Source organism: Pseudomonas gingeri, from assembly GCF_013386115.1.
Lineage (GTDB): Bacteria > Pseudomonadota > Gammaproteobacteria > Pseudomonadales > Pseudomonadaceae > Aquipseudomonas > Aquipseudomonas gingeri.
This window is the reverse complement of sequence record NZ_JACAOR010000002.1, coordinates 470,449-497,341: the sequence shown is the minus strand read 5'-3', so window position 1 is coordinate 497,341 and position 26,893 is coordinate 470,449. Positions and strand designations below refer to the sequence as shown.

General features: G+C 63.6%; 22 protein-coding genes and 1 pseudogene. 10 read left to right on the top strand and 13 right to left on the bottom strand.

Going from position 1 to position 26,893, the window contains the following annotated elements:
• Positions 1-15 precede the first annotated feature (15 nt).
• Positions 16-903, bottom strand: coding sequence for a LysR family transcriptional regulator (locus tag HX881_RS06975; RefSeq protein WP_177083632.1), 888 nt, complete (start codon positions 901-903; stop codon positions 16-18).
• 137 nt (positions 904-1,040) lie between these two features.
• Between HX881_RS06975 and lysM the strand changes: the two genes are divergently transcribed.
• A complete protein-coding gene (gene lysM, locus HX881_RS06970) occupies positions 1,041-1,481 on the top strand; it encodes a peptidoglycan-binding protein LysM (RefSeq protein WP_177083631.1) in 441 nt (146 codons plus the stop codon).
• A gap of 109 nt (positions 1,482-1,590) precedes the next feature.
• Here lysM and yrfG read toward each other — a convergent pair whose 3' ends face one another.
• The gene (yrfG, locus tag HX881_RS06965) at positions 1,591-2,253 is read right to left on the bottom strand and encodes a GMP/IMP nucleotidase (protein WP_103032670.1); all 663 of its coding nucleotides are present in this window, start codon (positions 2,251-2,253) and stop codon (positions 1,591-1,593) included.
• Positions 2,254-2,484: 231 nt separating this feature from the next.
• On the opposite strand from yrfG, the gene nudE reads away from it, so the two are divergent.
• Positions 2,485-3,051, top strand: a complete 567-nt coding sequence (nudE, locus tag HX881_RS06960; protein ID WP_017127042.1) for an ADP compounds hydrolase NudE — start codon at positions 2,485-2,487, stop codon at positions 3,049-3,051.
• 11 nt (positions 3,052-3,062) lie between these two features.
• Positions 3,063-3,890, top strand: coding sequence for a 3'(2'),5'-bisphosphate nucleotidase CysQ (gene cysQ / locus HX881_RS06955; RefSeq protein WP_177083829.1), 828 nt, complete (start codon positions 3,063-3,065; stop codon positions 3,888-3,890).
• Between the two features lie 38 nt (positions 3,891-3,928).
• On the opposite strand, the gene HX881_RS06950 is transcribed toward cysQ, so the two are convergent.
• From HX881_RS06950 to rfbB, 7 genes are read right to left on the bottom strand one after another with little or no spacing between them, the layout of a single operon-like run.
• Positions 3,929-4,384 (bottom strand): YiiD C-terminal domain-containing protein, encoded by a 456-nt coding sequence (locus HX881_RS06950; RefSeq protein ID WP_017127040.1) that lies wholly within the window; start codon positions 4,382-4,384, stop codon positions 3,929-3,931.
• A 22-nt stretch (positions 4,385-4,406) separates the two neighbouring features.
• Positions 4,407-5,798, bottom strand: a complete 1,392-nt coding sequence (locus HX881_RS06945) for a sigma-54-dependent transcriptional regulator (RefSeq protein WP_017127039.1) — start codon at positions 5,796-5,798, stop codon at positions 4,407-4,409.
• Complete coding sequence (locus HX881_RS06940) at positions 5,795-7,609, bottom strand: sensor histidine kinase (protein ID WP_177083629.1); 1,815 nt, start codon at positions 7,607-7,609, stop codon at positions 5,795-5,797. The genes HX881_RS06945 and HX881_RS06940 overlap by 4 nt, the downstream gene beginning before the upstream one ends.
• 37 nt (positions 7,610-7,646) lie before the next feature.
• Entirely contained in the window at positions 7,647-8,531 is an 885-nt protein-coding gene (gene rfbD, locus HX881_RS06935; RefSeq protein ID WP_177083627.1) for a dTDP-4-dehydrorhamnose reductase, read from the bottom strand.
• Positions 8,528-9,073: a dTDP-4-dehydrorhamnose 3,5-epimerase gene (gene rfbC / locus HX881_RS06930; RefSeq protein WP_177083625.1), complete on the bottom strand. Its 546-nt coding sequence runs from the start codon at positions 9,071-9,073 to the stop codon at positions 8,528-8,530. Before rfbC ends, rfbD begins: the two co-directional genes overlap by 4 nt.
• Positions 9,070-9,945: a glucose-1-phosphate thymidylyltransferase RfbA gene (gene rfbA / locus HX881_RS06925; protein WP_177083623.1), complete on the bottom strand. Its 876-nt coding sequence runs from the start codon at positions 9,943-9,945 to the stop codon at positions 9,070-9,072. The genes rfbC and rfbA overlap by 4 nt, the downstream gene beginning before the upstream one ends.
• Positions 9,942-11,024, bottom strand: a complete 1,083-nt coding sequence (gene rfbB, locus HX881_RS06920) for a dTDP-glucose 4,6-dehydratase (RefSeq protein WP_177083621.1) — start codon at positions 11,022-11,024, stop codon at positions 9,942-9,944. Before rfbB ends, rfbA begins: the two co-directional genes overlap by 4 nt.
• A 185-nt stretch (positions 11,025-11,209) precedes the next feature.
• Between rfbB and HX881_RS06915 the strand changes: the two genes are divergently transcribed.
• The 4 genes from HX881_RS06915 (at position 11,210) to HX881_RS06900 (ending at position 16,773) form a co-directional block, all read left to right on the top strand.
• Positions 11,210-14,122, top strand: a complete 2,913-nt coding sequence (locus HX881_RS06915) for an aminotransferase (RefSeq protein ID WP_177083619.1) — start codon at positions 11,210-11,212, stop codon at positions 14,120-14,122.
• A 213-nt stretch (positions 14,123-14,335) separates the two neighbouring features.
• Entirely contained in the window at positions 14,336-15,214 is an 879-nt protein-coding gene (aguB, locus tag HX881_RS06910) for an N-carbamoylputrescine amidase (RefSeq protein ID WP_017127031.1), read from the top strand.
• Between the two features lie 5 nt (positions 15,215-15,219).
• Positions 15,220-16,326 carry an agmatine deiminase gene (gene aguA / locus HX881_RS06905; RefSeq protein ID WP_177083617.1) on the top strand — a complete coding sequence of 369 codons (1,107 nt, stop codon included), beginning with the start codon at positions 15,220-15,222 and terminating at the stop codon, positions 16,324-16,326.
• Positions 16,327-16,572: 246 nt separating this feature from the next.
• Positions 16,573-16,773, top strand: a complete 201-nt coding sequence (locus tag HX881_RS06900; protein ID WP_042935701.1) for a hypothetical protein — start codon at positions 16,573-16,575, stop codon at positions 16,771-16,773.
• Positions 16,774-16,835: 62 nt separating this feature from the next.
• On the opposite strand, the pseudogene HX881_RS06895 reads toward HX881_RS06900, so the two are convergent.
• A pseudogene (locus tag HX881_RS06895) lies at positions 16,836-18,929 on the bottom strand (TonB-dependent receptor).
• Between the two features lie 450 nt (positions 18,930-19,379).
• Here HX881_RS06895 and HX881_RS06890 point away from each other — a divergent pair.
• From HX881_RS06890 to HX881_RS06880, 3 genes are all read left to right on the top strand, one after another.
• Entirely contained in the window at positions 19,380-20,666 is a 1,287-nt protein-coding gene (locus HX881_RS06890) for an OprD family porin (RefSeq protein WP_177083615.1), read from the top strand.
• Between the two features lie 142 nt (positions 20,667-20,808).
• Positions 20,809-21,711 carry an alpha/beta hydrolase gene (locus tag HX881_RS06885; protein ID WP_017127026.1) on the top strand — a complete coding sequence of 301 codons (903 nt, stop codon included), beginning with the start codon at positions 20,809-20,811 and terminating at the stop codon, positions 21,709-21,711.
• A 175-nt stretch (positions 21,712-21,886) separates the two neighbouring features.
• Positions 21,887-23,950 carry a multicopper oxidase family protein gene (locus HX881_RS06880; RefSeq protein ID WP_177083613.1) on the top strand — a complete coding sequence of 688 codons (2,064 nt, stop codon included), beginning with the start codon at positions 21,887-21,889 and terminating at the stop codon, positions 23,948-23,950.
• Between the two features lie 368 nt (positions 23,951-24,318).
• Here the strand turns inward: HX881_RS06880 and HX881_RS06875 are convergent, their stop codons facing one another.
• Genes HX881_RS06875 through HX881_RS06865 form a run of 3 tightly spaced genes read right to left on the bottom strand, consistent with a single transcriptional unit; the run spans position 24,319 to position 26,802 of the window.
• Positions 24,319-25,092, bottom strand: coding sequence for a hypothetical protein (locus HX881_RS06875; RefSeq protein WP_177083603.1), 774 nt, complete (start codon positions 25,090-25,092; stop codon positions 24,319-24,321).
• A gap of 13 nt (positions 25,093-25,105) precedes the next feature.
• A complete protein-coding gene (locus HX881_RS06870) occupies positions 25,106-25,921 on the bottom strand; it encodes an acid phosphatase (protein ID WP_177065134.1) in 816 nt (271 codons plus the stop codon).
• Between the two features lie 35 nt (positions 25,922-25,956).
• Entirely contained in the window at positions 25,957-26,802 is an 846-nt protein-coding gene (locus HX881_RS06865; RefSeq protein WP_177083601.1) for a MipA/OmpV family protein, read from the bottom strand.
• Positions 26,803-26,893: the final 91 nt, after the last annotated feature.

The window sequence follows — 26,893 nt, the reverse complement described above, 5'->3', positions numbered from 1 at the left end:
GATAGATGCCGTCGATCAAGATTCGCTCTGCAATTTCTGATAGAGCGCGAAACAGGCTTCCGCCAGGGCCGAGCGCGGGGCCCCGCGGCGCATGATCAGGCCCAGCCGGGCCAGGGTCTGGGCGTTTTCGATCGGTTGCAGGCGCAGGTGGTCGGTCAGGGCCTCGAAACCGCCATACAGCGGCATGATCGCGCAGCACAGGCCGCCGTGTACGGCTTGCAGCAACTGATGAACGGCATCGGTCTGCAGCAGCGGTTGCGGGCTCAGGCCGCGGCTGTGGAAGTTGTGGTCGATGGACTGGCGAAAGTGCATGCCGCTGGTGAGCATGCCCAGGGGCAGCTCGATCAGCGCCTCCCAGCTCAGGGGCTGCTCGCCGAAGTCGAAGAAACGCTGGTCGTAGAGCAGGCCCATGGCGGTTTCACTCAGCGCCAGGGCTTCGAAGCGGTCGGTGTCGAGGCGTTCGAGATAGGACACACCGAGGTCGAGGCGATTGCTCGCCAGCTGTTCGAGGATCTGCTCGGAACTGAGGGACGACAGCTCGAAGCGCAGGCTCGGGTGTTCGCCGTGCAGGCGCTGCATCAGGTGCAAGGGGTCGAAGCTCGACAACGGCACCACGCCCAGGCGCAGGGTCCCGACCAGGTTGCCGCGACAGGCGGCGGCTTCCGCCTGCAACCCGTCGTAGGCCGCCAGCACGGTACGGGCCCAGGCCAGCACCCGTTCGCCGGGGGCGGTGAAACCTTCGAAGCGCTGGCCGCGATTGACCAGTTGCAGCTCGAGTTCTTCTTCCAGGCTGCGCAGGCGCATGGACAGGGTCGGCTGGGTGATATGGCAGCGCGCCGCCGCCTGGCCGAAGTGGCGGGTCTCGTCCAGGGCAATCAGGAATTTCAGCTGTTTGATGTCCATCGTCGCTCCAGGCGCGGTCCAGGCCGGGATTCTAGCGCGGTTGGACTACGCTGAGTCATTGGTCGGTCCGGAACCTGTCGCAGACGTCGCCGGTCTAGTCTTTCGCGTCTGGACATCACTCTTGAGGAGAAAGAACCATGAGTATCTTGAGCTTTGTGAAAGAGGCGGGCGAGAAACTGATCGACCTGCTGACGCCGGGCAACGCCCATGCCGGCGAGCAACTCAAAGACCATATCGCCAAGGTCGGCCTCGGCAATCCCAATGTCCAGGCCACGGTGGACGGCGACAAGGTCACGGTGACGGGGCAAGTGGCGAGCCAGGAGGAGAAGGAAAAGGTCCTGCTGGCGCTGGGCAATATCGCCGGGGTCGGCAGCGTCGACGACCAGATCACCGTCAGCGGGCCGGTACTGAAGGCCGCGCGGTTTGTCGTGGTGAAGAAGGGCGACACGCTCAGCGCGATTTCCCTGGCGGTCTATGGCAGCGCCAATCAGTACAACAAGATATTCGAGGCGAACAAGCCGCTTTTGTCACATCCTGACAAGATTTATCCGGGGCAAACCCTGCGGATTCCTGACTGATTCATACGTAAACGGATCGTTCCCACGCCTGGCGTGGGAACGCCTCTCTGCACGCTGCGCGTTTGCCCTCCAGGTGACGCGGAGCGTGGGAACGATCAGGCACTCCGGATCAAAGGCCTTTGATCAACTCACGGTAGTCGCCGACCGCGGCAAACTCCTCGGTATCCTTGGGTCCCTTGCGGCTGTCCGGTTCGCTTACCGCCAGCAGGTGCGCGACGCCGAAACGCCCGGCACTGCGCAGGATCGGCAGGGTGTCGTCGATAAACAGGCTGCGCGCCGGATCAAAGCCGATATCGGCCTGCAGCGCATCCCAGAACTGCGGGTCTTCCTTGGCGAAGCCGTAGTCATGGGAACTGATCAGCCGTTCGAAATACGCCGCCAGTTCGATTCGCTCCAGCTTCAGCGACAACGAGTCGCGATGGGCATTGGTGATCAGGATTACCCGTTTGCCCGCCTGCCTGATCGCCGCCAGAAAGGTATCGGCATCCGGGCGCAGGGCGATCAGGTCGGCGGTCTCGCGCTTCAACTCACGCACCGGCAGCTTCAGTTCGGCGCTCCAGAAGTCCAGGCAGTACCATTTCAGCTGGCCGGCATGGTCCTTGAACAACGGCCCCAGTTCCGCTTCGGCCAGGGCCAGGCTGACGCCGTGCAGTTCGGCATAACGCCGGGGCAGGTGCTCCATCCAGAAGTGGTTGTCGTAATGCAGGTCGAGCAGGGTGCCGTCCATATCCAGCAGAACGGTATCGATGTCTCGCCAGGGTAATGAGGGCATGGAAAACTTCTCGAACGGTAAAGAGATATCCGACACAGACAATCGGAAAAGCCACGGTATACAGCCTCTTTGAAAGCGTCGCGAGCGAAGATGAGACAAGACGAAAACAGGCGAGGACGATGAGTTTACCGCTGTAAATGATCCGTCCAAGCCTGTTTTCAACGCAGTATCATCGAGCGCAGCAGCTTGCAAAGAGGCTGTATAGTAACGCGTTAATGTAAAGGAGCCCTCATGCGCCAGAAACCCACCGTACTCGCCCGCGAAATCGTCGCCAGCAGCCGCCTGTTCCGTGTCGAACAGGTGCAGTTGCGTTTTTCCAACGGTGTCGAGCGCACCTACGAACGGTTGGTGGGCAAGGGCGCGGGTTATGGGGCCGTGATGATCGTGGCGATGATCGATGCCGAACATGCGCTGCTGGTCGAGGAGTATTGCGGCGGCACCGACGAATACGAGCTGTCGTTGCCCAAGGGCTTGATCGAACCGGGCGAGGATGTACTGGCGGCGGCCGAGCGTGAGCTGAAGGAAGAGGCCGGTTATGGCGCCCGGCAACTGGAGCACTTGACCGAACTGTCCCTGTCGCCGGGTTACATGAGCCAGAAGATCCAGGTGGTCCTGGCCAGCGACCTTTATGAAGAACGCCTGGAGGGTGACGAGCCGGAGCCGATGCGGGTCGACCGGGTGAACCTGCGCGAGCTGTCCAGCCTGGTGCTGAACCCGCAGTTCAGCGAGGGGCGTGCCCTGGCGGCGTTGTACCTGGCCCGGGACCTGCTGACCCAGCGTGGAGTGTTTCAACCATGAGTGATCTGTTCGTGAATCTGCCACACCCGTACCTGGCCCCGGTGATCGAACTGGCGCGCCAGGCCGGTGAGGCGATCCTGCCGTTCTGGCGCGCCGATGTCGAAGTGATGGACAAGGCCGATGCCTCGCCGGTGACGGCGGCGGACCTGGCGGCCCATCACCTGATCCTGGCCGGCCTGACCGCGCTGGATCCGGGCATTCCGGTGTTGTCCGAAGAGGACGCCGATATCCCGCAGGCGGTGCGCGCCGGTTGGCAGCGCTGGTGGCTGGTGGACCCGTTGGACGGCACCAAGGAATTCATTTCCGGCAGTGAAGAGTTCACCGTGAATATCGCCCTGATCGAGCAGGGCCGGGTGGTGTTCGGCGTGGTGTCGATGCCGACCAATGGCCGCGTCTACTTCGGTGGCTCGGGCCTGGGCGCCTGGCGCGCGGATGCCGGGCTGGCGCCGGAGCTGATCCGGGTGCGCGAGCTGCCGCCGGCCGGTGCCGCGTTTACCGTGGTTGCCAGTCGTCGGCATTCGAGCCCCGAGCAGGAGCAGTTGCTGGCCGGATTGAGCGCCAGCCTGGGTGAACTGGAACTGGCGAATATCGGCAGCTCGCTGAAGTTCTGTCTGTTGGCCGAAGGGGCGGCGGACTTCTATCCGCGCCTGGCGCCGACGTCCCAGTGGGACACGGCGGCGGCACAAGGGGTGCTGGAGGGCGCCGGTGGCGAGGTGCTGGAGTTGAGCGGCGAGCGCTTCAGCTACCCGGCGCGGCCATCGTTGCTCAACGGGTTTTTCCTGGCCTTGCCGGCCAAGGCGCAGTGGCGCGGGCAGTTGCCGGACCTGCTGCGCGACTGAAAACGCCGTGCCCCTGCAGGCGCCAGCTCCCACAAAGATCAGCGGTGCAGCACGTACTGCCCGCTGAAACTCACCGCTTCGTCCTCGCTGCCGGCATTCATCACCTGGGTCTCCAGGGTCAGCCGCGCCCGCCCGTAGCGCTGGTAGGTCGCGAGGAATTTCTTCCAGGTCTTTTCATCCGGTGCCGCGCAGCGTGCCTCGGCATCGCCGGTGACCGGCAGCGGATAGCTGATCCGGCCTTCCTGGATGACGATATGCCCGTCGTCGATCCCCGCCTCGCGCAGGCTCAGGTGCAACCAGCCCCAGCCGGCCAGCACCGCGCCGCAGTACAGGCTGCCGCCGAACATGGTGCTCTTGTGGTTGACGTTCGGTTCCAGCGGCAATTGCAGGCGCAGCTGCCCGGCGTCCCAGCCACCGACCTTGAGACCCATCTCGCGGGTCAGGGGAATGTCGTGATGGAGGATGGACTCCAGGTAGCGACTGTCGCGGTTCATGCAGTGACCTCTGTGGCGTGATTCATTCGAGTTCGTCGCTGGCACTGTTGCTGCCGCTGTCGAAGCTCAGCCCGTGCTTGCGCAGCTTGTCGTGGAGGGTCTTGCGCGGGATGCCCAGGGCCTCGGCCAGGCTGCGCAAGGAGCTGTGGGAGCGTGCCAGCTCGGCGGCGATCAGGGATTTCTCGAAGTGCTCGACCTGCTCGCTGAGACCGCCCTCGATCACGCCGGCGATGCTGGCGTCGAGACTCGCCGACGCGCTGTTGTCCAGCGCCAGTTCCAGGCCGAGGGCAAAGCGTTCGGCGGCGTTCTGCAGTTCGCGCACATTGCCCGGCCAGGTGTGGCGCAGCAACAGCGCCCGCTGCGCCGGTTGCAGGCTGTGGGGCGGCAGGCCATGGCGAGCGCTGGCTTCGTCGGCGAAATGCTGAAACAGGATCAGCGCATCTTCGCCGCGTTCGCGCAGGGGCGGAATCCGCAGTGGCGCGACATTCAGCCGGTAGTACAGGTCGGCGCGGAAACGGCCCTGATCGGCGGATTGACGCAGGTCTTCCTTGGTCGCGGCGATGATGCGGATATCCAGCGGGATCAACTGGTTGCCGCCCAGGCGCTCGACCACCCGTTCCTGCAACAGGCGCAGCAGCTTGACCTGGACGTCCAGGCTCATGCTTTCGATTTCATCGAGGAACAGGGTGCCGCCATTGGCGAACTCGAACTTGCCGATACGGCGTTTCTGCGCGCCGGTGAAGGCGCCCGGCTCGTGGCCGAACAGTTCGCTTTCCACCACCGACTCGGCCAGCGCCCCGGCGTTGATCGCCACGAACGGGCCGTTGCGCCGGCTCGACAGGTCGTGCAGGGCGCGGGCGACCACTTCCTTGCCGGCCCCGGTTTCACCGAGGATCAGCACGTCGGCCTTGGTCGCCGCCAGGGCGCCGATCTGTTCACGCAGGCGCAGCATCTGCGGCGAGTGGCCGACCAGGCGCGCGCTGAGTTGCTGGCGATCGCTCAGGGCCAGGCGCAGGCTGCGGTTGTCCAGCACCAGGCGGCGCAGGGCCAGGGCCCGACGCACGCTGTCGAGCAGGGCGTCGCTGGCGAAGGGTTTCTCCAGGAAGTCATAGGCCCCGGCGCGCATCGCCTGGACGGCGAGGGGCACGTCGCCGTGACCGGTGATCAGCAACACCGGCAGTTCCGGGTCCTGGGCATGCAGTTCGTTCAGCAGGTCGAGGCCGTCCATGCCCGGCATGCGGATATCGCTGACGATCACCCCCGGCCAGTCGCGTTCGATGCGCCCGGCCAGGCCCTGGGCCTCGGCCAGCGGGAGGATCTTCAGGCCGGCGAGATCGAGTGTCTGGCTCAGGGCCTGGCGCAGGTGGGGATCGTCGTCGATCAGTACCACCTGGATGTGGTGGTCGATATTCATACAATCGAGTCCTCGGCAGGTTGCAGGCTGACCCCCGGCGCGCCGGCGCGCAGCCGCAGGGTAATCAGGGCGCCGCCTTCACGGTGGTTGGCGAACAGCAGTTCACCGCCGAAGGCGCGCATCAGGGAGTCACAGATCGCCAGGCCGAGGCCGAGGCCCTGGGTGCGCGTCTTGGTGGTGTAGAACGGCTCGCCGGCGCGGCCCAGGGCTTCGAGACAGAATCCCGGACCGTTGTCGCGAATGGTCAGGGTGACGCCTTCCGGCGACGACTGGGCGCTCAGCCAGAGTTTGCGCGGTGGGCCCTTTTCGGTCAGGGCATCGAGGGCGTTCGCCAGCAGGTTGCCGAGGACCTGGCGCAGGCGGGTTTCCCCGGCCTCGACCCACAAGGCGGCGGCCGGCAGGTCGCGGATCAACTCGACCTCCATGGCCCGGCGGCGCTTGGCCAGCAGCGCCAGGGCATCGTCGAGCGCCGGTTGCAGGGCGACGCTTTCCGGGGCATGCCGGTCGCGGCGGGCAAAGGCGCGCAAGTGGGCGATGATCGAGGCCATGCGCCCGGTCAGTTCGCTGATCAGCTTGAGGTTGCCGCGGGCATCGTCGGTGCGTTCGTGGTCGAGCAGGACCTCGGCGTTTTCCGCATAGCTGCGGATCGCCGCCAGCGGCTGGTTGAGTTCGTGGCTGATGCTCGCCGACATGGTGCCGAGGGCCGAAAGCTTGCCGGCCTGGACCAGGTCGTCCTGGGCGCGGACCAGTTCCTGCTGGGCGTGTTCGCGCTCCAGTACTTCCTGCTTGAGCCGGCGGTTGAGGCCTTCCAGGTCGCTGGTCCGTTCGGCCACGCGCATTTCCAGTTCGCGGCGGGCCTTGGCCTCGAAGGCGATCCGCTCCAGGTAGTGGCGCCGGCGCTGCATCATCAGGCCGAGCAGCAGCATCAGCACCAGCAGGGTGGCGCCACCGACCGCGACCACGGTGCGTACCGGGCGGTCGATCAGGGTGCGGGGGGCGAGGATGCTGACGCTCCAGCCGGTTTCTTCGATCTGCTGGGTCTGGGTCAGCCAGGCCTTGGGATTGATGTTCAGCGGCTGCGGATTGCGGGTCGGATAGGGCTGGATGGCGGTGATGGCATCGCGTTCCGTATCGCTCAGGGTGCGGGTGGCACGAAAGCGCCATTCCGGCCGCGAGGTGAGGATCACTACGCCGTTGTGGTCGGTCATCAGCAGCTGTTCGGGCGTTTTGCCCCAGAGGCTTTCGGTGTGGTCCAGGTCGACCTTGACCACCAGCACGCCGATGACTTTCTCGCCATCGCGAACGGCGGCGGCGAAGAAGTAGCCGCGTTTGCCCGAGGTGGTGCCGAGGCCGAAGAAGCGTCCCAGGCGCCCGGCCATGGCTTCGCTGAAGTAGGGGCGGAAGGCGAAATTACGCCCGACGAAGCTGTCGTGCTTGTCCCAGTTGGAGGCGGCCAGGGTCTTGCCGCTGGTGTCCATCAGGTACATGACTTCGGCACCGGTCTGGCTGCAGATGTCGCGCAGCAGGCTGTTGGCGCTTTCTATGCGCGGGTTCTGCTCCGGTTCGGCGAGGGCGGCGCGCAGGGCCGGCAGGTCGCCGAGGATCTGCGGCAGGACTTCGTAGCGATGCAGGGTGCCCAGCAGGTTGGCGACGTACAGGTCGAGGGTCTGGCGATTCTGGCCCACCAGCTCGCTGCGGTAGTAACGTTCGGCGAGGTGTTCCAGCGGCCACAGCAAGGGCGCCAGGCACAGGAACAGCAGGGCCAGGCTGCGCCAGCGGGGTCTGCGGGGAATGGGTGGGGTCGTGATCATCGAGAGCATGCGCCGGTGGAGTCCGACGCATTATGTCTCAGCCCTGCTCCGCAAGACACTCGCGTAATGCGGTATGCCAGTCTGGCTGGCTCACGTGCCATTCGCGCAACAGGCGGCTGCAGTCCAGGCGCGAGTTCAGCGGGCGGGTGGCGGGGGTCGGGTAGGCGCTCGACGGGATGGCTTCGAGGATCGCACAAGGCTTGTCCAGGGCCAGCAATTGCTCGCCGATGGCCTGGGCAAAGCCGAACCATGAGGTTTCGCCGCTGGCGGTCAGGTGGTAGGTGCCCCAGGCGCCGGCCTGGCCCGCCTGCCAGCGTTCGATCAGGGCGCGGGTGCTGTTGGCGATGGTCCCGGCCCAGGTCGGCGCGCCCACCTGGTCGGCGACGATGCGCAGTTCCGGTTTCTCCTGTAGCAGCCGCTGCATGGTCAGCAGGAAGTTGCGCCCGTGGCTGGAGTAGACCCAGCTGGTGCGCAGGATCAGGTGCTGGCCGTGGGCCGCGGCGATGGCCCGTTCGCCGGTCAGCTTGCTTTCGCCGTAGACGCTCAGCGGGTTGGTCGCGTCGTCTTCGTTGTAGGGTTCGGCCTTGCTGCCGTCGAACACGTAGTCGGTGGAGTAGTGAATCAACGGGACGCCCAGGTCGGCGGCTTCCTGGGCCAGGATGCCGGGCGCGGTGGCGTTGATCGCGAAGGCCAGTTCCGGCTCGGATTCGGCCTGGTCGACGGCGGTATGGGCGGCGGCGTTGATGATCAGGTCGGGGCGGTGGGCGCGGACCTGCTGGCGGATCTGCTCCGGGTGCGCCAGGTCGAGCTGGTCACGCCCCAGCACCAGCAGTTGGCCGAGGTCGCCCAGGCGCCTCTGCAACTCGCGGGAAACCTGGCCATGCTGGCCGCTGATCAGGATTTTCAGGGGAGATGGGCTCATTCGAACAGATCGGCCTCGTGCAGGGATTTACCGTTCTGATCCTTGGCCGAGAGTTGTGGAACCCCTTCGAATTCCCAATCGATGGCCAGGGTCGGGTCGTCCCAGCGGATGCTGCGCTCGGCGCTGGGGGTGTAGTAGTCGGTGGTCTTGTAGAGGAACTCGGCGTAGTCGCTGAGCACCACGAAGCCGTGGGCGAAGCCTTCGGGGATCCACAGCTGGCGATTGTTCTGGGCCGACAGGCGTACGCTGGCCCATTTGCCGAAGGTCGCAGAACTGCGCCGAATATCCACCGCGACGTCGAGCACCTCACCGGCGGTCACGCGAACCAGTTTGCCCTGCGTGTGCTCGAGTTGGTAATGCAAGCCACGCAGCACGCCATTCTGCGAGCGGGAGTGGTTGTCTTGCACGAAATTGACCGCAAGGCCTGTTGCCTCCGCGAAGACCCGGGCGTTGAAGCTTTCATAGAAAAACCCCCGGCTATCACCAAAGACCTTGGGCTCCAGTATCAGTACCCCTGGCAGATCGGTGGTGATCACATTCATGGGTGTTCTCCTGCAAGCGTAAACAGGTACTGGCCGTAACCGGTCTTGCCAAAGTACTTGGCGCGCTCCAGCAAATGCTCGCGGTCGATCCAGCCATTTTCGTAGGCAACTTCTTCCAGGCAGGCAACCTTCAGGCCCTGGCGGTGCTCGATGGTCTGTACGTACTGCGAAGCCTCCAGCAGGCTGTCATGTGTGCCGGTATCGAGCCAGGCAAAGCCGCGGCCGAAACGTTCGACCTGCAGGTCGCCGCGTTTGAGATAGGCATTGTTGACGTCGGTGATTTCCAGCTCGCCCCGAGGCGAGGGCTTGACCGCCTTGGCGATCTCGATCACATCGTTGTCATAGAAATACAGGCCGGTCACCGCATAGCTGGATTTCGGCTTGGCGGGTTTCTCTTCGATGGACAACGCACGACCTTCTTTGTCGAAGTCGATCACGCCGAAGCGCTCCGGGTCCTTGACCCAGTAACCGAAAACCGTTGCGCCCTTGGGCTGGCGGGCAGCGCGCTTCAGCTGCTCACCAAAATGCTGCCCGTGGAAGATATTGTCGCCGAGGATCAGGCACACCGGATCGTCGCCGATAAACGCTTCGCCGATCAGGAATGCCTGGGCCAGGCCATCGGGGGACGGCTGTTCTGCATAGCTGAAGTGCACGCCGAACTGGCTGCCGTCGCCCAGCAGGTTGCGGTACTGCGGCAGGTCCTGCGGCGTGGAGATCACCAGGATCTCGCGGATGCCGGCCAGCATCAGCACCGAGATCGGGTAGTAGATCATCGGCTTGTCGTAGATCGGCAACAGTTGCTTGGATACCCCGAGGGTGATCGGGTGAAGACGGGTGCCGGAACCACCGGCCAGGACGATACCTTTCATCATGCCAACAACTCCTTGTGATCGAGGGAGCCCAGGCGTTCGCCCTGATAGCTGCCGTCCTGGACCCGGCGGCACCATTCCAGGTTGGCCAGATACCACTGTACGGTCTTGCGCAGACCGCTTTCGAAGGTTTCTTCAGGTGTCCAGCCCAGCTCGCGCTCGATCTTGCCGGCGTCGATGGCGTAGCGCAGGTCGTGGCCCGGGCGATCCTTGACGAAGGTGATCAGGTCGCTGAACCGCTCGACGCCGGCCGGGCGTGCCGGAGCCAGCTCTTCCAGCAGGGCACAGATGCCACGGACCACATCGATGTTCTTCTGCTCGTTATGACCGCCGATATTGTAGGTCTCGCCCACCGCGCCGTCGGTCACCACCTTGAGCAGCGCGCGGGCATGGTCTTCGACAAACAGCCAGTCGCGCACCTGCAGGCCGTCGCCGTATACCGGCAGCGGCTTGCCGGCCAGGGCATTGAGGATCACCAGCGGGATCAGTTTTTCCGGGAAGTGGAACGGGCCGTAGTTGTTCGAGCAGTTGGTCAGCAGGACCGGCAGGCCGTAGGTACGGTGCCAGGCGCGGACGAGGTGGTCGGACGCGGCCTTGCTCGCGGAATATGGCGAACTGGGGGCATACGGTGTGGTTTCGGTGAACAGGTCGTCGACGCCATGCAGGTCGCCATACACTTCGTCGGTGGAGATATGGTGGAAGCGGAAGGCGCTTCTTGCCGGCTCGGCAAGCTTCGACCAGTAGCCGCGAGCGGCTTCCAGAAGGCTGTAGGTACCGACGATATTGGTCTGGATAAAATCCGACGGACCGTCGATGGAGCGGTCCACATGGGACTCGGCGGCCAGGTGCATGATCGCATCGGGCTCGAAGCGCGCCAGGACTGCGCTGACGGTCGCCTGGTCGACGATATCGGCCTGGACGAACTCATAGCGGGTATCGGTCGCGATGCTGGTCAGCGACTCGAGGTTACCGGCATAGGTCAGCTTGTCGAGGTTGAGGACTTCATGTTCAGTGTTGCGGATCAGGTGCCGAATCAGGGCGGAGCCGATAAAACCGGCGCCGCCGGTGACTAAAATACGCATGTCGGTGTGCCTTTTCCTTAGACAGACATTCAATTAATGCAGCATAGCTTGTGGGTAGGCGCAGAGCGGCGCAAGTACGATTGCTCCTGTATCGGTGCCGATTCTGCCTACTTTACTTCCTGCTTGCGTATTGACGGCACCAATGGCGATATAGACAGCCAATAAAAACTTCAGGGAGTCGTTACATGTTGCTCGCCACGTTGATCCGCCGCGCCAGTCTGCCAGGCCCGAATGTCTCGCCAGCGCAGGCGCTGCAACTGCTCGAGGAGCATTACGGACTCACTGGCACCTTGCAGGCGCTGGGCAGCCAGCAGGACCTCAACTATCGGGTCGATAGCGCCGCAGGCCGGTTCGTTCTGAAAATCTGCCACGGCGATTACGCCACCGTCGAATTGCAGGCCCAGCACGCGGGGCTGGCGCACCTGGCGGGTCGCGAGGGCCTGCGGGTGCCGCGGGTGATTGCCGCGAACAACGGCCAGGACCTGCTGTCCCTCGAACTCGGCGGGCAGCCGGTGCACGTGCGCCTGCTCGAATACATCGAAGGCCAGTCGCTGACCCACCTCAAGCACCTGGGCCGCGACCTGGTGGTCGGCCTGGGCCGGCTGTGCGGCGAAATGGACCTGGCCCTGGCGGACTTCCAGCACCCGGGCCTGGAGCGCACCCTGCAATGGGATGCCCGGCACGCCAGCGCGCTGATCAATCACCTGCTGCCGGTGATCAGGGACCCGCAGCAGCAGTCGGTCATTCGCGAAGCCGCCGCCCAGGCCGGGCGTCGCCTGCAACCGCTGGTGGAAAAACTGCCGGTACAGGCCATTCACCTCGATATCACCGACGACAATGTGGTCTGGCGCCGTGATGCACAGCGACACTGGCAACTGCAGGGCGTGATCGACTTCGGCGACCTGATCCGGACCTGGCGCATTGCCGACCTGTCGGTGACCTGCGCGGCCTTGCTGCACCACGCCGAGGACGACCCCTTTGTGATCCTGCCGGCGATCCAGGCCTATCACGCGGTCAACCCGTTGCAACGCGAAGAACTGCTGGCCCTGTGGCCGCTGATCGTCGCCCGCGCGGCGGTGCTGGTGCTCAGTGGCGAGCAGCAGGTCAGTATCGATCCGGACAACCACTACAGCCGCGACAACCTGGCCCATGAGTGGGAGATCTTCGAAGTGGCGACCTCGGTGCCCTTCGAACTGATGGAGGCGGCGATTCTCACCGCGCTCGACCAGCCCCTGGAGCCGATCGGCAGCGAAGGCTTTGCGCCGCTGCTGCCGGGCCTGGTGGGACGCGAGTTCGCGCTGATCGACCTGGGTGTGCTCAGCCCGCATTTCGAGGCCGGCAATTGGGAACAGCACGGCATCGACCAGCGCCTGTTGGCCGACGCGGCGGCGGTGCATGGCCTGGCGGCCAGCCGCTACGGCCAGTACCGCCTGTCCCGCACCCGGCCGGACAGCGCGGTGGAGCCTGACACTTGTCCCTTGCATGTCGACTTGCAAGTCCCGGCCGGCACCACCGTGGAGTCGCCTTTTGCCGGGACCCTGCACGCCCTGGCCGACGGCGGCGTGCAGTTGGTCGGGCATCCCTTGAGCCTGCGCCTGTGGGGCCTGCAGGCGTCTCTCAGATCCGGCGCCGCGGTGCTCAAGGGGCAAGTCCTGGGTGAGACGGGCGGCGCGCTGCGGGTCCAGCTGTGCCGGCATGCCGAACTCGATCCGCCGTTGTTCTGCACACCGTCGCGTACGGCCGCCTGGCAGGCCCTATGCCCGTCGCCGGCGGCGTTGCTGGGGCTGGCCTGCGACGCCGAGCCGGAGCTGGATGCGGCCGACCTGCTGGCCCGTCGCGCCGCCAGTTTTGCCCGTACGCAGAAGCACTACTACATCGACCCGCCGCGTATCGAGCGGGGCTGGCGCAATCACCTGATCGACATGCAGGGTCGTTCCTACCTGGACATGCTCAACAATGTCGCGGTGCTCGGCCATGGTCATCCGCGGATGGCCGCCGAGGCGGCGCGGCAGTGGTCGCTGCTCAATACCAACTCGCGGTTCCACTACGCCGCCGTCGCCGAGTTCTCCGAGCGTCTGCTGGCCCTGGCGCCGGACTCCATGGACCGGGTGTTCCTGGTCAACAGCGGCACCGAGGCCAACGACCTGGCGATCCGCCTGGCCTGGGCTTATAGCGGCGGGCGCGACATGCTCAGCGTCCTGGAGGCCTACCACGGCTGGTCGGTGGCGGCCGATGCGGTGTCCACCTCGATTGCCGACAACCCCAAGGCCCTCGACAGTCGCCCTGACTGGGTGCACCCGGTCACCGCGCCCAACACCTATCGCGGCGCTTTCCGCGGCAGCGCCAGTGCGCCGGACTACGTGCGCAGCGTCGAGCACAACCTGGCGAAGCTGGCCGAGGCAAACCGCCAGCTGGCCGGCTTTATCTGCGAGCCGGTGTATGGCAACGCCGGCGGGATTTCCTTGCCGCCCGGCTACCTGCAACAGGTGTATGCGCTGGTGCGGGCCCAGGGTGGCGTGTGTATCGCCGACGAGGTGCAGGTCGGCTACGGGCGCATGGGCAAGTTCTTCTGGGGCTTCGAGGAACAGGGCGTGGTGCCGGACATCATCACCATGGCCAAGGGCATGGGCAACGGCCAGCCGCTGGGCGCGGTGATCACCCGCCGGGAAATCGCCGAGGCGCTGGAAGCCGAGGGGTATTTCTTCTCGTCGTCGGGTGGCAGCCCGGTCAGTTGCCGCATCGGTATCGCGGTGCTGGATGTGATGGCCGAGGAAAAACTCTGGGAAAACGCCCAGGTGGTCGGCGGCTACTTCAAGCAGCGCCTGGAAGCCCTGATCGATCGACATCCGCTGATGGGCGCGGTGCACGGCTCCGGTTTCTACCTGGGCGCCGAACTGATCCGCAATCGCGAAACCCTGGAGCCGGCGACCGAGGAAACCGCGCTGCTGTGCGATCGGCTGCGGGAGCTGGGGATCTTCATGCAACCCACCGGCGATTACCTGAACATTCTCAAGATCAAGCCACCGATGTGCACCACGCGCCAGAGCGTGGATTTCTTTGTCGACATGCTGTCGAAGGTGTTGGACGAGGGGCTCTGAGATCGTTGAGTGCCTGGTGCTCTGAATATCGATTCTTATCGATAAAATAAACGCTGAAAATATCAATTTTCAGTTTTTATGCTTTTAAAGCCGATTTTTATCGGTTATAAAGTCGCCACTGCCTTCGCGTGGCGCTGTAGCGCCCGGCTGCTCTCAATCTGTCATCGGTCGACCCATAGAATCGACCCTCTGCAACCGTTCAGGAGATGATTCATGAGCCGTATCGTTACCGTCGCCGCCACCCAGATGGCCTGCTCCTGGGACCTCGAAGCCAATATCGAGACCGCCGAGAAGCTGGTGCGCGAGGCAGCCGCCAAGGGCGCGCAGATCATCCTGATCCAGGAGCTGTTCGAAACCCCGTACTTCTGCCAGAAGCCCAACCCGGACTACCTGCAGTTGGCCACCCCGGTGGAAGACAACGTCGCGATCAGGCATTTCCAGAAGGTTGCCCGCGAGTTGCAGGTGGTGCTGCCGATCAGCTTCTTCGAACTGGCCGGCCGTGCCCGCTTCAACAGCATCGCGATCATCGATGCCGACGGCGCCAACCTCGGGATTTATCGGAAAAGCCATATCCCGGACGGTCCCGGCTACCACGAGAAGTATTACTTCAACCCGGGCGACACCGGCTTCAAGGTCTGGAACACCCGCTACGCGAAGATCGGCGTGGGCATCTGCTGGGACCAGTGGTTCCCCGAGTGTGCCCGCAGCATGGCCCTGCAAGGCGCGGAGATCCTGTTCTACCCGACCGCCATCGGCAGCGAGCCGCATGACAAGACCATCTCCTCCCGCGATCACTGGCAGCGCGTGCAGCAGGGCCATGCCGGTGCCAACCTGATGCCGCTGGTTGCCAGCAACCGCATCGGCAACGAAGAGCAGGACGGTTACGACATCACCTTCTACGGCTCGTCATTCATCGCCAACCCGTTCGGCGAAAAAGTCGAAGAACTCGATGAGACCGGGGAAGGCATCCTGGTCCACAGCTTCGACCTCGATGAACTGGAACATATTCGCAGCGCCTGGGGTTCGTTCCGCGACCGCCGTCCGAACCTGTACAGCGCCCTGAAAACCCTCGACGGTTCCCTGGAGTCCTGATCCCCATGACTATCTTGCATAGCACCCCACGCGCCGACGGCTTCCATATGCCCGCCGAATGGGCGCCCCAGACCCAGGCCTGGATGATCTGGCCCGAGCGTCCGGACAACTGGCGCCTGGGCGGCAAGCCGGCGCAGGCGGCCCATGCCGCGGTGGCCAAGGCCATCGCCCGGTTCGAGCCGGTGACGGTCGCCGTCTCCGCCGGCCAGTATGAAAACGCCCGGGCCCGCCTGGACGTACCGAATATCCGCGTGGTGGAAATGTCCAGCGACGACGCCTGGGTGCGCGACAGCGGGCCGACCTTCGTCATCAACAACCAGGGCGAAGTCCGTGGCGTGCACTGGGGCTTCAATGCCTGGGGCGGCTTCGACGGCGGCCTCTACGCCCCGTGGAACCGCGACGAGCAGGTCGGCGGCAAGATCCTCGACATCGAGCGCTTCCAGGAATACCGCACCGAAGGTTTCGTGCTCGAAGGCGGCTCGATCCATGTCGATGGCGAAGGCACGGTGATCACCACCGAGGAATGCCTGCTCAATCGCAACCGCAACCCGCACCTGACCCGCGAGGAGATTGAAAAGGTGCTGTCCGAGCACCTGGCGGTGGACAAGGTCATCTGGCTGCCGGACGGTCTGTTCAACGACGAGACCGACGGCCATGTGGATAACTTCTGCTGCTACGTGCGTCCGGGCGAGGTGTTGCTGGCCTGGACCGACGATCCGCAGAACCCCAACTACAACCGTTGCCAGGCAGCCATGCAGGTCCTGGAAAACAGCCGGGATGCCAAGGGCCGCGCCTTCGTGGTGCACAAGATGCCGATTCCCGGCCCGCTGTACGCCACTGAAGAAGAGTGCGCTGGTGTCGATGCGGTCGCCGGCAGCCAGGAGCGCAACCCTTCGGTGCGCCTGGCCGGTTCCTATGTGAATTTCCTGATCGTCAACGGCGGGATTATCGCGCCGAGCTTCGATGATCCGATGGACGGCGTCGCCAAGGACATCCTGCAGAAGCTCTTCCCGCAGCATGAGGTGGTGATGGTGCCCGGTCGGGAGTTGTTACTGGGTGGGGGAAATATTCATTGCCTTACACAACAACAACCTGCGCCGCACCATGGTTGAGTGGGGCTGTAACAAATAGTGGCACGGCTCCAAATAGTGGCACTTTTACATCATGGTAAATATTTCTTCATCTAACCCGCGGCCCTGATGGGTCGCGGGTTTTTTTATGTGTCGTGGTCGACAAAACTGGCACTTTGGCATAGCTCTTGTATCAGCTTCCGCTATAGGCGAAGCGTCTTTTAGATTGCGACGTTCTGTCATAAACCTTGAGTAAGTTAGCCGCTCATGAACCAGGAGAGCGTCGAGATGAACGTAGCCAGCGAGCGAGTTTCGCATCCCCTGTCGGTGACGAGCGAGTCGCTTCAAGTTCTGGCCCAGTGGTTGAAAAGCAATGGAACGCGTACCACCCGAGGTCAGGATCCTCGTCGGATTATTATCGACCGCTATCCCGCGGGACTGTTCAGCGAAGCTGAACTGGAAGCCTTGCTAGGGGTTTTGCAGGGTTAAAAAGGACTGAAAAAAAACGCCGCTGCCCGGAGCGATTCGGACAGCGGCGTTTTTTATCGCCCTCAGAAACTGTAGGTGCCGGTGACCACCAGGTTGCGCGGGGCGCCCGGCTGGATCTGGAAGGCACTGGTGGCCGAGGTGTAGTAGGTGCGGTCGCTGATGTTGTTCAGGGCGGCGCGCACGTCCCAATCGCGGGTGCGCCAGCCTACCAGGGCATCCCAGCTACCGTAGCCCGGCAGGACCACGGTATTGGCGTTGTCGGCATAACGGTCGCCGACCAGGGTCAGGCCGGTCTCGGCGTACCAGCCCATTTCCGGCTTCCAGGTCAGGAACAGGCTGGCGTTGCGCTTGGCGACGTTGCTGACGCGCTTGCCCTCGAAGCCGTTGTTGTCCTTGACGATGGTTGCATCCTGAAGGCCGAGGCCACCGCGCAGGTACCAGTTGCCGACGATCTTGCCGGTGCCGGTCAACTCGACGCCCCGTGAGCGTTGCAGGCCGCTGAGCAGGGTGATTCCCGGGTTCAGCGGATCGCTGGTGCGGCGGTTGTAGAGTTCCAGCTCATACACCGCCAGGGTGGTGCTCAGGTGCTCGCCGAGCCAGTCGCTTTTCACCCCGACTTCTTTCTGGCGGGTCATCTCCGGGCTCAGGTCGTTGCCGTTGCCGGCGGCATTCGGGGTGATGCCGATCAGGCCGCCACCCACGGGCGAGAAGCTCTTGCTCCAGGAGGCATAGAAGGAGTGATCCTGCAGGGGCGTCCAGACCACCCCGACCCGCGGGCTGGTGCTGTGGCTGTCGCGGCTGTCCCTGACGCGGGTCAGGTTGTTGGTGGTCTCGACATCGAAGCTGTCGTAGCGCAGGCCGCCGAGCAACTGCCATTGATCATTGAGACGCAATTGATCCTGGACGTAGATCGCCCGGCTCTCGACTTCGGTGTGGTTGTCGCTGGACGGCACCATGGGGCCGGTGTGGCTCAGGTTGCGGTTGGGGTTGAACAGGTCCAGGGAGGGCACCGCCTGGCCGCCGCGGTTGGCGGCGAGGGACGTGTAGAGCCTCGGATCGCGGCGCTGGCTGCCCAGCTCCACGCCGGTCAGCAGACGGTGTTCGAGGCCGAAGGTATCGAAGCTGCCTTCGGCTTCCAGGTTGCTTTAGATATTGCGGGTGTTGAGGTCCTGCTGCCAGCGCTGACGCGTGACCTTGCGGGTCGCGGCGGTGTAGCCGGTCAGGTAGGTGTTGTCGAAATCGCTGTCGAGCTTGAACACGCCGAGGGTATGGCGCAGTTGCCAGTTGTCGTTGAGGGCGTAGGTCAGCTTCGAGCGCAGCGATTGCGCCTTGTCGTCGATGTAGTCCCGCGGATCGCCATAGCTGGTGCCGCGCCCGACATCGGCCGGGCGGCCGTTGATCCCCGGTACGCCGCGATCCGGCGTGCGGTTGTAGCGGCTGTATTCGTACTGCACCAGCCAGTTCAGGTCCGGGGTCAGTTGCCAGCTCATCGATGGCGCGAACAACTGGCGGTTGCCGCTGACGCCGTCGCGGAAGCTGTTGGCGTCCTCATTGCCCATGTTCAGGCGCAGGCTGAGGTTTTCCGTGGGATCGGCGCTGAGGTCGGTGTACAGGCTGCGCAGGTCTTCGCTGCCGCCCTGCACCTCGACCGTGGAGCGCCGGCCGAATTGCGGCAGCTTGCTCACCCGGTTGACGATCCCGCCCTGGCTGCCACGGCCGTAGAGCACCGCCGCCGGCCCCTTGAGCACATCGATGCGCTCGATATTGTGCAGGTCGCGCACGTACTGGCTGTCGTCGCGGATACCGTCTAGGTAGAAGTCGTTGCTGGCGTCGAAACCCCGGATCCGCAGGCTGTCGAAACGGGTGTCCGCGCCGCTGCTGACGTTGGGAATGCCACTCAGCGCCTTGCCCAGGTCATTGGTGCCGTAATCGAGCACATTCGCGGTTTTCAGCGAGTCGATCGCCTGGGGCACATAACGCACCGGCGTGGCGGTACGGGTCGCGGTGCTGACCTCCTTGATCCGCGGATCGTCCGGATCGGCATCGGCACTGATCGACAGTTCCGGCAGGGTGGTGGTCGCGGCGCAGGCAGATCCGGCGGACAGCAGAACGCAAAGCCCGAGGGTAACGGGCGTCAGGCGATAAGGGGCAGGCATGGAGAGGGTGTATCCGTCAGGGTGTGAGAGGGAGGGATATGGCGGCGTTAATAATAACGATTGTTATTAACTACTGATAATGATTGTCAGTAACGAGCATGCGGAGTTTGTGTCTAAATATGTCAACGTCGTTACAGAGGCGGCGCTCGTCACAAAAGTCGGGATGACGGGCATGCCTGCGAATCTGCCGCGTCGTTGGCTGATATGCCATTTTTGGAGGTTGACCGAGAAATCTTGTCTAATTGCCGAGGATTCACGAAATTGACACTTTAGTCGTGTCGCAGATACGATTCGCGTCACGCCTGTGGCTATAAGCCATATAACAAAATAAATAAAAGGCCCGCCGCAGACACCCGCGGCGGGCCTTTTTGTTTCTGCGTGAAACCGCCAACACACAGGTTCAGCTCGGAGCCGCAGGGCGTTTTATCCAGCAATAAGGAAAATAATATTATGTTGAACAAACGGATCGGTCTGCTCGCACTGGGCATCCTCAGCGCTACTCAGGCCATGGCAAGCGAACAATCGGACGCCAAGGGTTTTGTCGAAGACAGCCACCTGAACATTCTGCTGCGTAACGCCTACATCAACCGTGACTACAAAAGCGGCAACCCGGACAAGATCGAGTGGGGCCAGGCCGCTATCGGCACCTTCAAGTCCGGCTTCACCCAGGGCACCGTGGGCGTCGGCGTCGATGCCTTCGGCCTGTACGCCCTGCGCCTGGACGGCGGCCGTGGCGAAACCGGTGCACAAGGCATCGACTTCTTCGCCAAGGACAACAAGGGTGACCCAGCCCGTGATATCGCCAAGGCCGGCGCCGCGGTGAAATTCCGCCTGTCCAACACCGTGCTGACCTACGGCGACCAGATGCCGTCCCTGCCGGTACTGAACTACGACAACTCGCGCCTGCTGCCGGAAAGCTACACCGGTACCCTGATCACCTCCAAGGAGATCAAGGGCCTGCAACTGGACGCCGGTCACTTCACCGAAGAGTCGCGCAAGAGCGACGAAGGTCGTGACAGCGGTGGCCTGAAAAGCATCAACGTGCTGGGCGGCAGCTACCAGTTCACCGACAACTTCAAGGCCGCGCTGTACGGTTCCGACGTCGAAGACGTGCTGAAGAAGCAGTACGTGAACCTGAACTACGTGTTCCCGGTGACCAAGGATCAGTCCCTGACCCTGGACTTCAACGGCTACCGTACCAAGCTGGACAGTGACTACGCCGCCAAGGCCGGCGCCGGCGGCGAAGACAACAAGATCTGGAGCCTGGCGGCCACCTACGCCCTGGGTGCCCATTCCTTCACCATCGCCCACCAGCGCAGCACCGGCGACAGCCTGCTGGGCTACCCGTACGGCGGTTACCAGCGTGGTCAGGGTCGTGTCGGTGATGGCGGCAACACCATCTACCTGGCCAACTCCTACTGGTCCGACTTCAATGCCTCGGACGAGCGCTCCTGGCAGCTGGGCTACGGCCTGGACTTCGGCGCCTTCGGCGTACCGGGCCTGACCTACAACGTCGCCTATGTACGGGGTGACAACATCACCACCTCCACCAGCACCGGCGGTACCGAGCGGGAAATCTTCAACCAGGTCAAATACGTGGTCCAGAGCGGCCCGGCCAAGGACCTGAGCGTCAAGCTGCGTAGCTCGATCCTGCGTGTGTCGGAGAAATCCAGCGAGTACAACGTCAGCGGTAACGAAGTGCGCGTGTACGTCGACTACCCGATCAACGTGTTCTGATCGGCGCGACAAGGCAGTAGCAACCTGATGCCAGGTTGAACAAACGCCCCGACTGGTTCGGGGCGTTTTTGTTTGTGCCGGTTGCGAGTAATCTGTGGACCTTGTGAGCCGACGCTATCCCTGAAACCGAGACCCGGGCGCCATGACCGTCAGAACCTTTATCGCCCGTCGCCGCTGGTTGTCCCTGGGCTTGCTCGCGGTGTTCCTTGCCGTCGGCCTGCCCTATGGCTGTTCGCGACTGGCCTACAAGGAGCGCGAGCTGCTGTTCAATATCCAGCCGGGCACCGCGAGCTGGTTCAGCGGCATTCCGGCGGGGGTCAGGGAACTGCAGATCCCGGTCAGCGACGGGCTGGTCGGTTCCGACTACCTGCATGCCTGGTGGTGGCCGTCGAGCCGGGCCAACGCGCCGGCCATCCTCTACCTGCACGGCACCCGCTGGAACCTGACGGCGCAGGTCGGGCGCATCACCCAACTGCGCGACCTCGGCTTCTCGGTGCTGGCCATCGACTATCGCGGCTTCGGCGACAGCCCCGGCGACCTGCCTTCCGAACGCAGCGTGTACCAGGACGCCGGCAATGCCTGGAAACGCCTGGTGCAACTGCAACCCGACGCGCGCAAACGCTATATCTACGGCCACTCCCTGGGCGGCGCGGTGGCGGTGGACCTGGCCGAGCGCCTGGCCAGCGGCAAGGAGGCGCCGAAGGCGGCCGGCCTGATCGTCGAATCGACCTTTACCGACCTGGGTGATGCCGCCCGCGCGGCGATCCCGACGTCGCTGCCGGTCAGCTGGATCCTCTCGGAGAAATTCGACTCCATCGACAAGATCAACCAGATCGACATCCCGGTGCTGATCGTCCACGGCACCGACGACCCCTACGTACCATCGCGCTTCAGCAAGGCCCTGTATGAAGCCGCCGTGCAACCCAAGCAACTGCTGTTGATCAAGGGCGGCAACCATATCAACAGCATGACCCTCGGCAGCCGCGAATATGCCAAGGCCCTGCGCCAGGCCTTCGAAGGATTTGCCGCACCGGTGGCGCGCTGACTTTGCGAGCCAAAACATTGGCAAACCCCAATAAACATTGCACTGCGCCGATAACGAACTAGCTTTATGCCAGCACGGATGGCTGTGGTCGGAAACGGATGCTGCGTGTCTGCCTTTGCCTATCGCTACCGTGCCGACATCTCGATGTTCACGGTTGATTTGCAGGAGCAGTACCATGAAAGGATTGCACAAGGACAAAGCTCGCCATGCCCTGGGCCTGCTCGCCCTGGCAGTGATGGGCCACGGCGGCACGGCACTCGCGGTAGAACCTTCCCGGCTGTTCTACAACCCGCCGGGCCTGCAGCAGGAGGCGCCCAAGCCGAAGACCGGGACCCTGTTGCTCAAGTCCACCCAGGCCCCCGAGGCGGCGCCTGGTCACGCCGGCACCGAGCGGCGCCTGGACCTGACGATCAAATACACCCGAAATCATATCTACGACCCGGCTACCCGGCAGGATGTCCCGGTCTTGCTGCGCAGCTATGTCGGCACCGATGTCGACCCGGCGGCACCGTTCGTGGCGCCGACCATCAATGCCACCCCCGGCGACACGGTGCGCATCAGCCTCAACAACACGCTGCCGGCAGACCCCAGTTGCACCCAGCCGCAGACCAATCCGGATGCGCCGCACTGCTTCAACGGCACCAACCTGCACTCCCATGGCCTGTGGGTCAGCCCGTCGGGCAACAGCGACAACGTGCTGCTGTCGATCAACCCGGGCATCAGCTTCCAGTATGAATACAACATCCCCGCCGACCATCCGGCGGGCACCTTCTGGTATCACCCGCATCGCCATGGCTCGACTGCGATCCAGGTCGCCAGCGGCATGGCCGGCGCGCTGGTCATCCATGGCGATCGCCTGCCCGGCAAGGACGTCAACGGCGATATCGACACCTTGCTCAAGGATGAACAGGGCCAGGCGTTTCCCGAGCGCCTGCTGGTGTTCCAGCAGATCCCCTATGCGTGCAAGGGTGCGGATGGCAACTTCCGCTACAACATCGTCAAGGACAAGGACGGCAAGGACAAGAAAGTTCTCGACTGGACCTGCAAGGACGGCGAAACGGGGGTAGTCGAGTCGTTCGACCAGCTCCAGCCTTCCAGTTGGGGCGACTCGGGGCGCTACACCAGCGTCAACGGCCAGGTACAGCCGATCTTCGATGGCGCCAAGCCGGGGCAGGTCGAGCGCTGGCGGCTGGTGCACGCGGGGATTCGCGACACCATCAAGCTGAAGTTTGTCCGGCTGCAAGACAGCGCCAAGCCTGCCAGCAACCTGGGCATCGCGGCGTCGGAGTCGGCGCAGTTCATCGACAAGCAATGCACCGGCAAACCGGTGGAATATCACGTCATCGCAGCCGATGGCCTGACCATGAAAGAGGCGCAGAAGCGCGACATGGTGACCTTGCAGCCGGGTTATCGGAACGACCTGCTGCTGACCTTCCCCGAGTCCGGGCGCTACTGCGTGATCGACGAACAGGCCAGTGCGGCGGGCAACGTCGACCAGGCGGCCAGCAGCCGGCAATTGCTCGGCTTTGTCGATGTCGGCGCCGGCGAAAAGGTGCCGGACACCACCGCGCACCTGACCAAGGTACTGGTCGCGGCGGCCAGGCACTATATGCCCGATGATGTCCGCGACACCGTGGTCAAGGACCTGGAAAAAGGCCTGCACCTGGACAAGTTCATCCCGCACCCGGACATCGCCGAGAGCGAGCTCAAGGGCAAGGGCCAGACCCTGGTCTTCCTGATCGACACCAGCGATCCGGAGAACACCAAGTTCGCCGTGGGCAATACCTTGGCGGATGCCGTGCCCTACAAGCCGGGGACGATCAATCGCAAGCTGCAACTGGGCACGGCGGAGCAGTGGGTCCTGCAATCGGCGCGGGCGAGTCATCCGTTCCATATCCACGTCAACCCGTTCCAGATCGACAAGATCATCGGCCCGGACGGCACCGACCTGAGCGTGCCCGGATCGGTGGATAAAACCGACAAGGGCGACAACGAATACGCCGGCTTGAAAGGCGTGTGGAAAGACACCCTGTTCGTGAAAAGCCGCTCCAATCCGACAATATTCCCGAAGGGTGACGGGGTCTACACGCTGTACGTGCGCACCCGGTACGAGCGCTATATCGGCGAGTTCGTGCTGCACTGCCACATCCTCGATCACGAGGACCAGGGGATGATGCAGAACGTGAGCATTGGCCTGTCGGATGGCTCCGGGGGGATTTCGGAGGGGGCGCATCATTGAGACAGGTTTGAGGAAACCGGCAGAGGCTCGCCGTTGGGCGGGCCTTTGTTTTTTGGGAAGCTTGCCAGGGAGTGGGTGGAACTATGCGCAATTATGTTGAAAAACATAATTATGGAATTTTGCATAATTGGGCATAAACCAGGATCCCAACCCGTATTGAACAGGCGGGAGTTATTCCGTGAACGTGATGAATTACCAGGGTCAGGCTGCACGCATCTGGCCGTCAAGGCGCAGTTGGCTCACAAAAGTATCGATCAGTGGATTACGCTCCCAGAAGAGTTGGGACACCCGGATAACTGTGCGCTGTGCATTCAATCGGGTGACGTGGAACCGGATTCCCCAATGGGTGCCCAGGTCCATGCGCCACTTCAGAATCTTCCACTGATACCCAGCAAGGGCCCTTTCTGGACAATGTCGTAGACGAACCCATCGTGACGATAATTCACCCCCATGGCCCGGTAGCCGGCCACCGCCGAAAAGCCGGGCCAGAACTCCCAGCCCGCCAGCGCTGCCAGGTCCCAGTCTTCCCGGGACTGCCCGGCGCCCGCCATCCCCCAGGATGACAACCAGAACCGGTCATTCACGGCATAGTGCCCGCGCAGTCCCGCCATGGCGTCCGCCCAGGTCGCGTTGTCCGAGCCCGATAGGCCACCCGCGGGCCCACCGTGCAGGCTGATGGTGGTGCCGCTGTACCAGACACGCACGCCGCCCGCGACATCCAACCGATGGTTGTCATCACCCAGCACCGTGTAGCCGCCCCCGAGGAATCCGGAGGCGGTCTTGCTTTCCACCTCGAGCTTGGACGCCGGGGCGCCCGCCGGCAGACGGTTGCGGGTGTCGGTGTCGATATACATCAGGTCGGCGAGTACGCTGTATGGACCCCGCCGCGCCTCGCCCATGAGCATCACCGACATATCGACGGTACGCGCGATGTCGGAGAAGTCGGACTTTATAAACTGGGTGCCGGTGCTGCGGTGGCCCACATGTCCTCGGATACCGGCGCCCCACACGTAAGGGCCGCCGTTGAACTGCCACTCGTCGCTGTCTGCCGCCATGGCCACGGTTGGCAGGCTGGCGGCGGCAAGGGCACCCGCCAGCAGCGCCAGGCAGGTCGGCCTGCGCCGGTTGTCACTGTGCATCATGGTTTTTCTCCGGTCAGTGCTGGGTCAGCGAGAGCGCCACGCCTTCGGCCGCACAGTCCTCTGTGGGTTTCAAGCCTGCTTTTTGCGCCGCCTTGACCTCTTCCTTCGCGGCCGCGAGGTCCGCGAGGAACGCCGGGTTGTCATGCAGGCTCGCCACCGTGGCGGCCCCCATGATGCGACCGGCATCCACGTCGCTCTGCCAGTGTGCATCGCAGATGACCCGGCTCTGGCCGAATGACAAGCCGCGGGTCATCAGTTCAGTGGCGCGCGCCGGCTGAATCTCGGCCAGCACCAGCCCCCAGGCCCAGCCGGCCGCGGAGTGGCCGGACGGCCAGGAACCGTCCGTGCGCAGCAGCGGTTCCATGTCCTTGCGGCATGTCCCTTCGTCATGTGCCACGAAGGGGCGGGTTCGGTTGTAGGCATTCTTCCCGGCGTAGGTGGAGCCACCTGCGTCCGTCAGGGTGCGTTGCATCAACGTATAAAGGTGCGGCGTGTTTTTCTCGGTGATCGGCGTGCCCATCGCGCAGGAGAATGCTTGCGCCGGGCCTGGAAATGACAGCTCCGCATCCTTGGCCGCGAGTTTCTCCCGGGCCGTGCCCCGTAGCGACAGCGCCGCCCAGCGTGCTTCCTCATCCCGCGCAAAGGCAGCAGTGTCCGGCTTGGGTGGAGCGCCAAGCAAGGCCAGGCGCACTGGCAGGTCTGCCGGGTCAAGATAGCCTGGGGCCAGCTTGAAGTGAGGGTCCGTGACCTTGGTGGTCGCATCGTCGGCCAGCACCAGCCCTGACCAGAGCAGGCCAGCCAGCCCCAACTGCTTGTATAGGTTGTTCATCGATTGTTCCTTTATCCAGCCCGGTTGCCGGTCGATCAAAACCGGTACAGGGCATTCAGATAGGCGCCCGCGCCGACCTTCTCATCCGTCAGCGGGCTGTTGCGGGCATCGGAGACCAGGGCATAGGTCTTGATGCCGCCTTCCAGTGCCAGCTGTGGCTGCCATTGCCAGGTGAGGCCCAGTTTCAAGGTCACGTCGCGCATCCCGCCGCCTGGGTGGTATTCGTCGAACCGGGTGCGCGCGGCTTGCTGGGCCGTGACGCCGAAGCGGGCCATCATGTCGTTCTCGTTGCTCCAGGTGCCGTACAGCGTCGAGTCCAGGGTCAATGTCGACGACAGCGGATACGCCGTAGCGACCCCGGCTTCCAGGTACGCCGTACGGCCCAGGCTTTCGCCACCGTAATCGCGGCTCTGGCTCGATTGCAGGCCACGAACAAACAGGCGCCCGGCCGGCAGGATCCAGTACGCTTCCGCCCCGACCAGGGCCGTGCTGTCCAGGTTGCCCATGCCCCTCAGGTAATCGTCACGACCGCCCAGGGTCTGGATTCTTTCCTTGCGCCCCTGGTCGTAGCCGATCAGCAGGGCCACCCCGAAAGGAGCCAGCCCCGGCAAGTCCCAACGCAGCCCCTCCGGGAAGGCCGCGGTAAACGTGCCCCAGCTTTCGGTCGGCAGGACCGCCTTGAGTTTTAGTGACGGGAACGCGGCGTACCGTGAAGAGCCTTCGTACAAAGGACCCACGGCGACGCCGCCGCCTGCCGTCACGGAGGGCGTCCTGCTTGAATCGTCCGCATGGGCGGGCAGTGCCATCGCCAATGCGAGGGTCGCGCCTATAAAGGCCATCCCCTGATATCTGGAAAAGTTTGAATTAACCGGGCGTGTCATTGCTTCTTTCCCCTGATGTAAAACTCTGTAGTTCAGAGAAGTCCCTGACGTGTCAGCTCTTGCGCTTGTTTATAAGCGTCGAAACTTTTTA

Excerpts from the sequence above, each read along its gene's own strand:
- HX881_RS06975 (WP_177083632.1), bottom strand. The coding sequence starts at position 903 with ATGGACATCAAACAGCTGAAATTCCTGATTGCCCTGGACGAGACCCGC.
- lysM (WP_177083631.1), top strand. The coding sequence starts at position 1,041 with ATGAGTATCTTGAGCTTTGTGAAAGAGGCGGGCGAGAAACTGATCGAC.
- yrfG (WP_103032670.1), bottom strand. The coding sequence starts at position 2,253 with ATGCCCTCATTACCCTGGCGAGACATCGATACCGTTCTGCTGGATATG.
- nudE (WP_017127042.1), top strand. The coding sequence starts at position 2,485 with ATGCGCCAGAAACCCACCGTACTCGCCCGCGAAATCGTCGCCAGCAGC.
- HX881_RS06950 (WP_017127040.1), bottom strand. The coding sequence starts at position 4,384 with ATGAACCGCGACAGTCGCTACCTGGAGTCCATCCTCCATCACGACATT.
- HX881_RS06945 (WP_017127039.1), bottom strand. The coding sequence starts at position 5,798 with ATGAATATCGACCACCACATCCAGGTGGTACTGATCGACGACGATCCC.
- HX881_RS06940 (WP_177083629.1), bottom strand. The coding sequence starts at position 7,609 with ATGATCACGACCCCACCCATTCCCCGCAGACCCCGCTGGCGCAGCCTG.
- rfbD (WP_177083627.1), bottom strand. The coding sequence starts at position 8,531 with ATGAGCCCATCTCCCCTGAAAATCCTGATCAGCGGCCAGCATGGCCAG.
- rfbC (WP_177083625.1), bottom strand. The coding sequence starts at position 9,073 with ATGAATGTGATCACCACCGATCTGCCAGGGGTACTGATACTGGAGCCC.
- rfbA (WP_177083623.1), bottom strand. The coding sequence starts at position 9,945 with ATGATGAAAGGTATCGTCCTGGCCGGTGGTTCCGGCACCCGTCTTCAC.
- rfbB (WP_177083621.1), bottom strand. The coding sequence starts at position 11,024 with ATGCGTATTTTAGTCACCGGCGGCGCCGGTTTTATCGGCTCCGCCCTG.
- HX881_RS06915 (WP_177083619.1), top strand. The coding sequence starts at position 11,210 with ATGTTGCTCGCCACGTTGATCCGCCGCGCCAGTCTGCCAGGCCCGAAT.
- aguB (WP_017127031.1), top strand. The coding sequence starts at position 14,336 with ATGAGCCGTATCGTTACCGTCGCCGCCACCCAGATGGCCTGCTCCTGG.
- aguA (WP_177083617.1), top strand. The coding sequence starts at position 15,220 with ATGACTATCTTGCATAGCACCCCACGCGCCGACGGCTTCCATATGCCC.
- HX881_RS06900 (WP_042935701.1), top strand. The coding sequence starts at position 16,573 with ATGAACGTAGCCAGCGAGCGAGTTTCGCATCCCCTGTCGGTGACGAGC.
- HX881_RS06890 (WP_177083615.1), top strand. The coding sequence starts at position 19,380 with ATGTTGAACAAACGGATCGGTCTGCTCGCACTGGGCATCCTCAGCGCT.
- HX881_RS06885 (WP_017127026.1), top strand. The coding sequence starts at position 20,809 with ATGACCGTCAGAACCTTTATCGCCCGTCGCCGCTGGTTGTCCCTGGGC.
- HX881_RS06880 (WP_177083613.1), top strand. The coding sequence starts at position 21,887 with ATGAAAGGATTGCACAAGGACAAAGCTCGCCATGCCCTGGGCCTGCTC.
- HX881_RS06875 (WP_177083603.1), bottom strand. The coding sequence starts at position 25,092 with ATGATGCACAGTGACAACCGGCGCAGGCCGACCTGCCTGGCGCTGCTG.
- HX881_RS06870 (WP_177065134.1), bottom strand. The coding sequence starts at position 25,921 with ATGAACAACCTATACAAGCAGTTGGGGCTGGCTGGCCTGCTCTGGTCA.
- HX881_RS06865 (WP_177083601.1), bottom strand. The coding sequence starts at position 26,802 with ATGACACGCCCGGTTAATTCAAACTTTTCCAGATATCAGGGGATGGCC.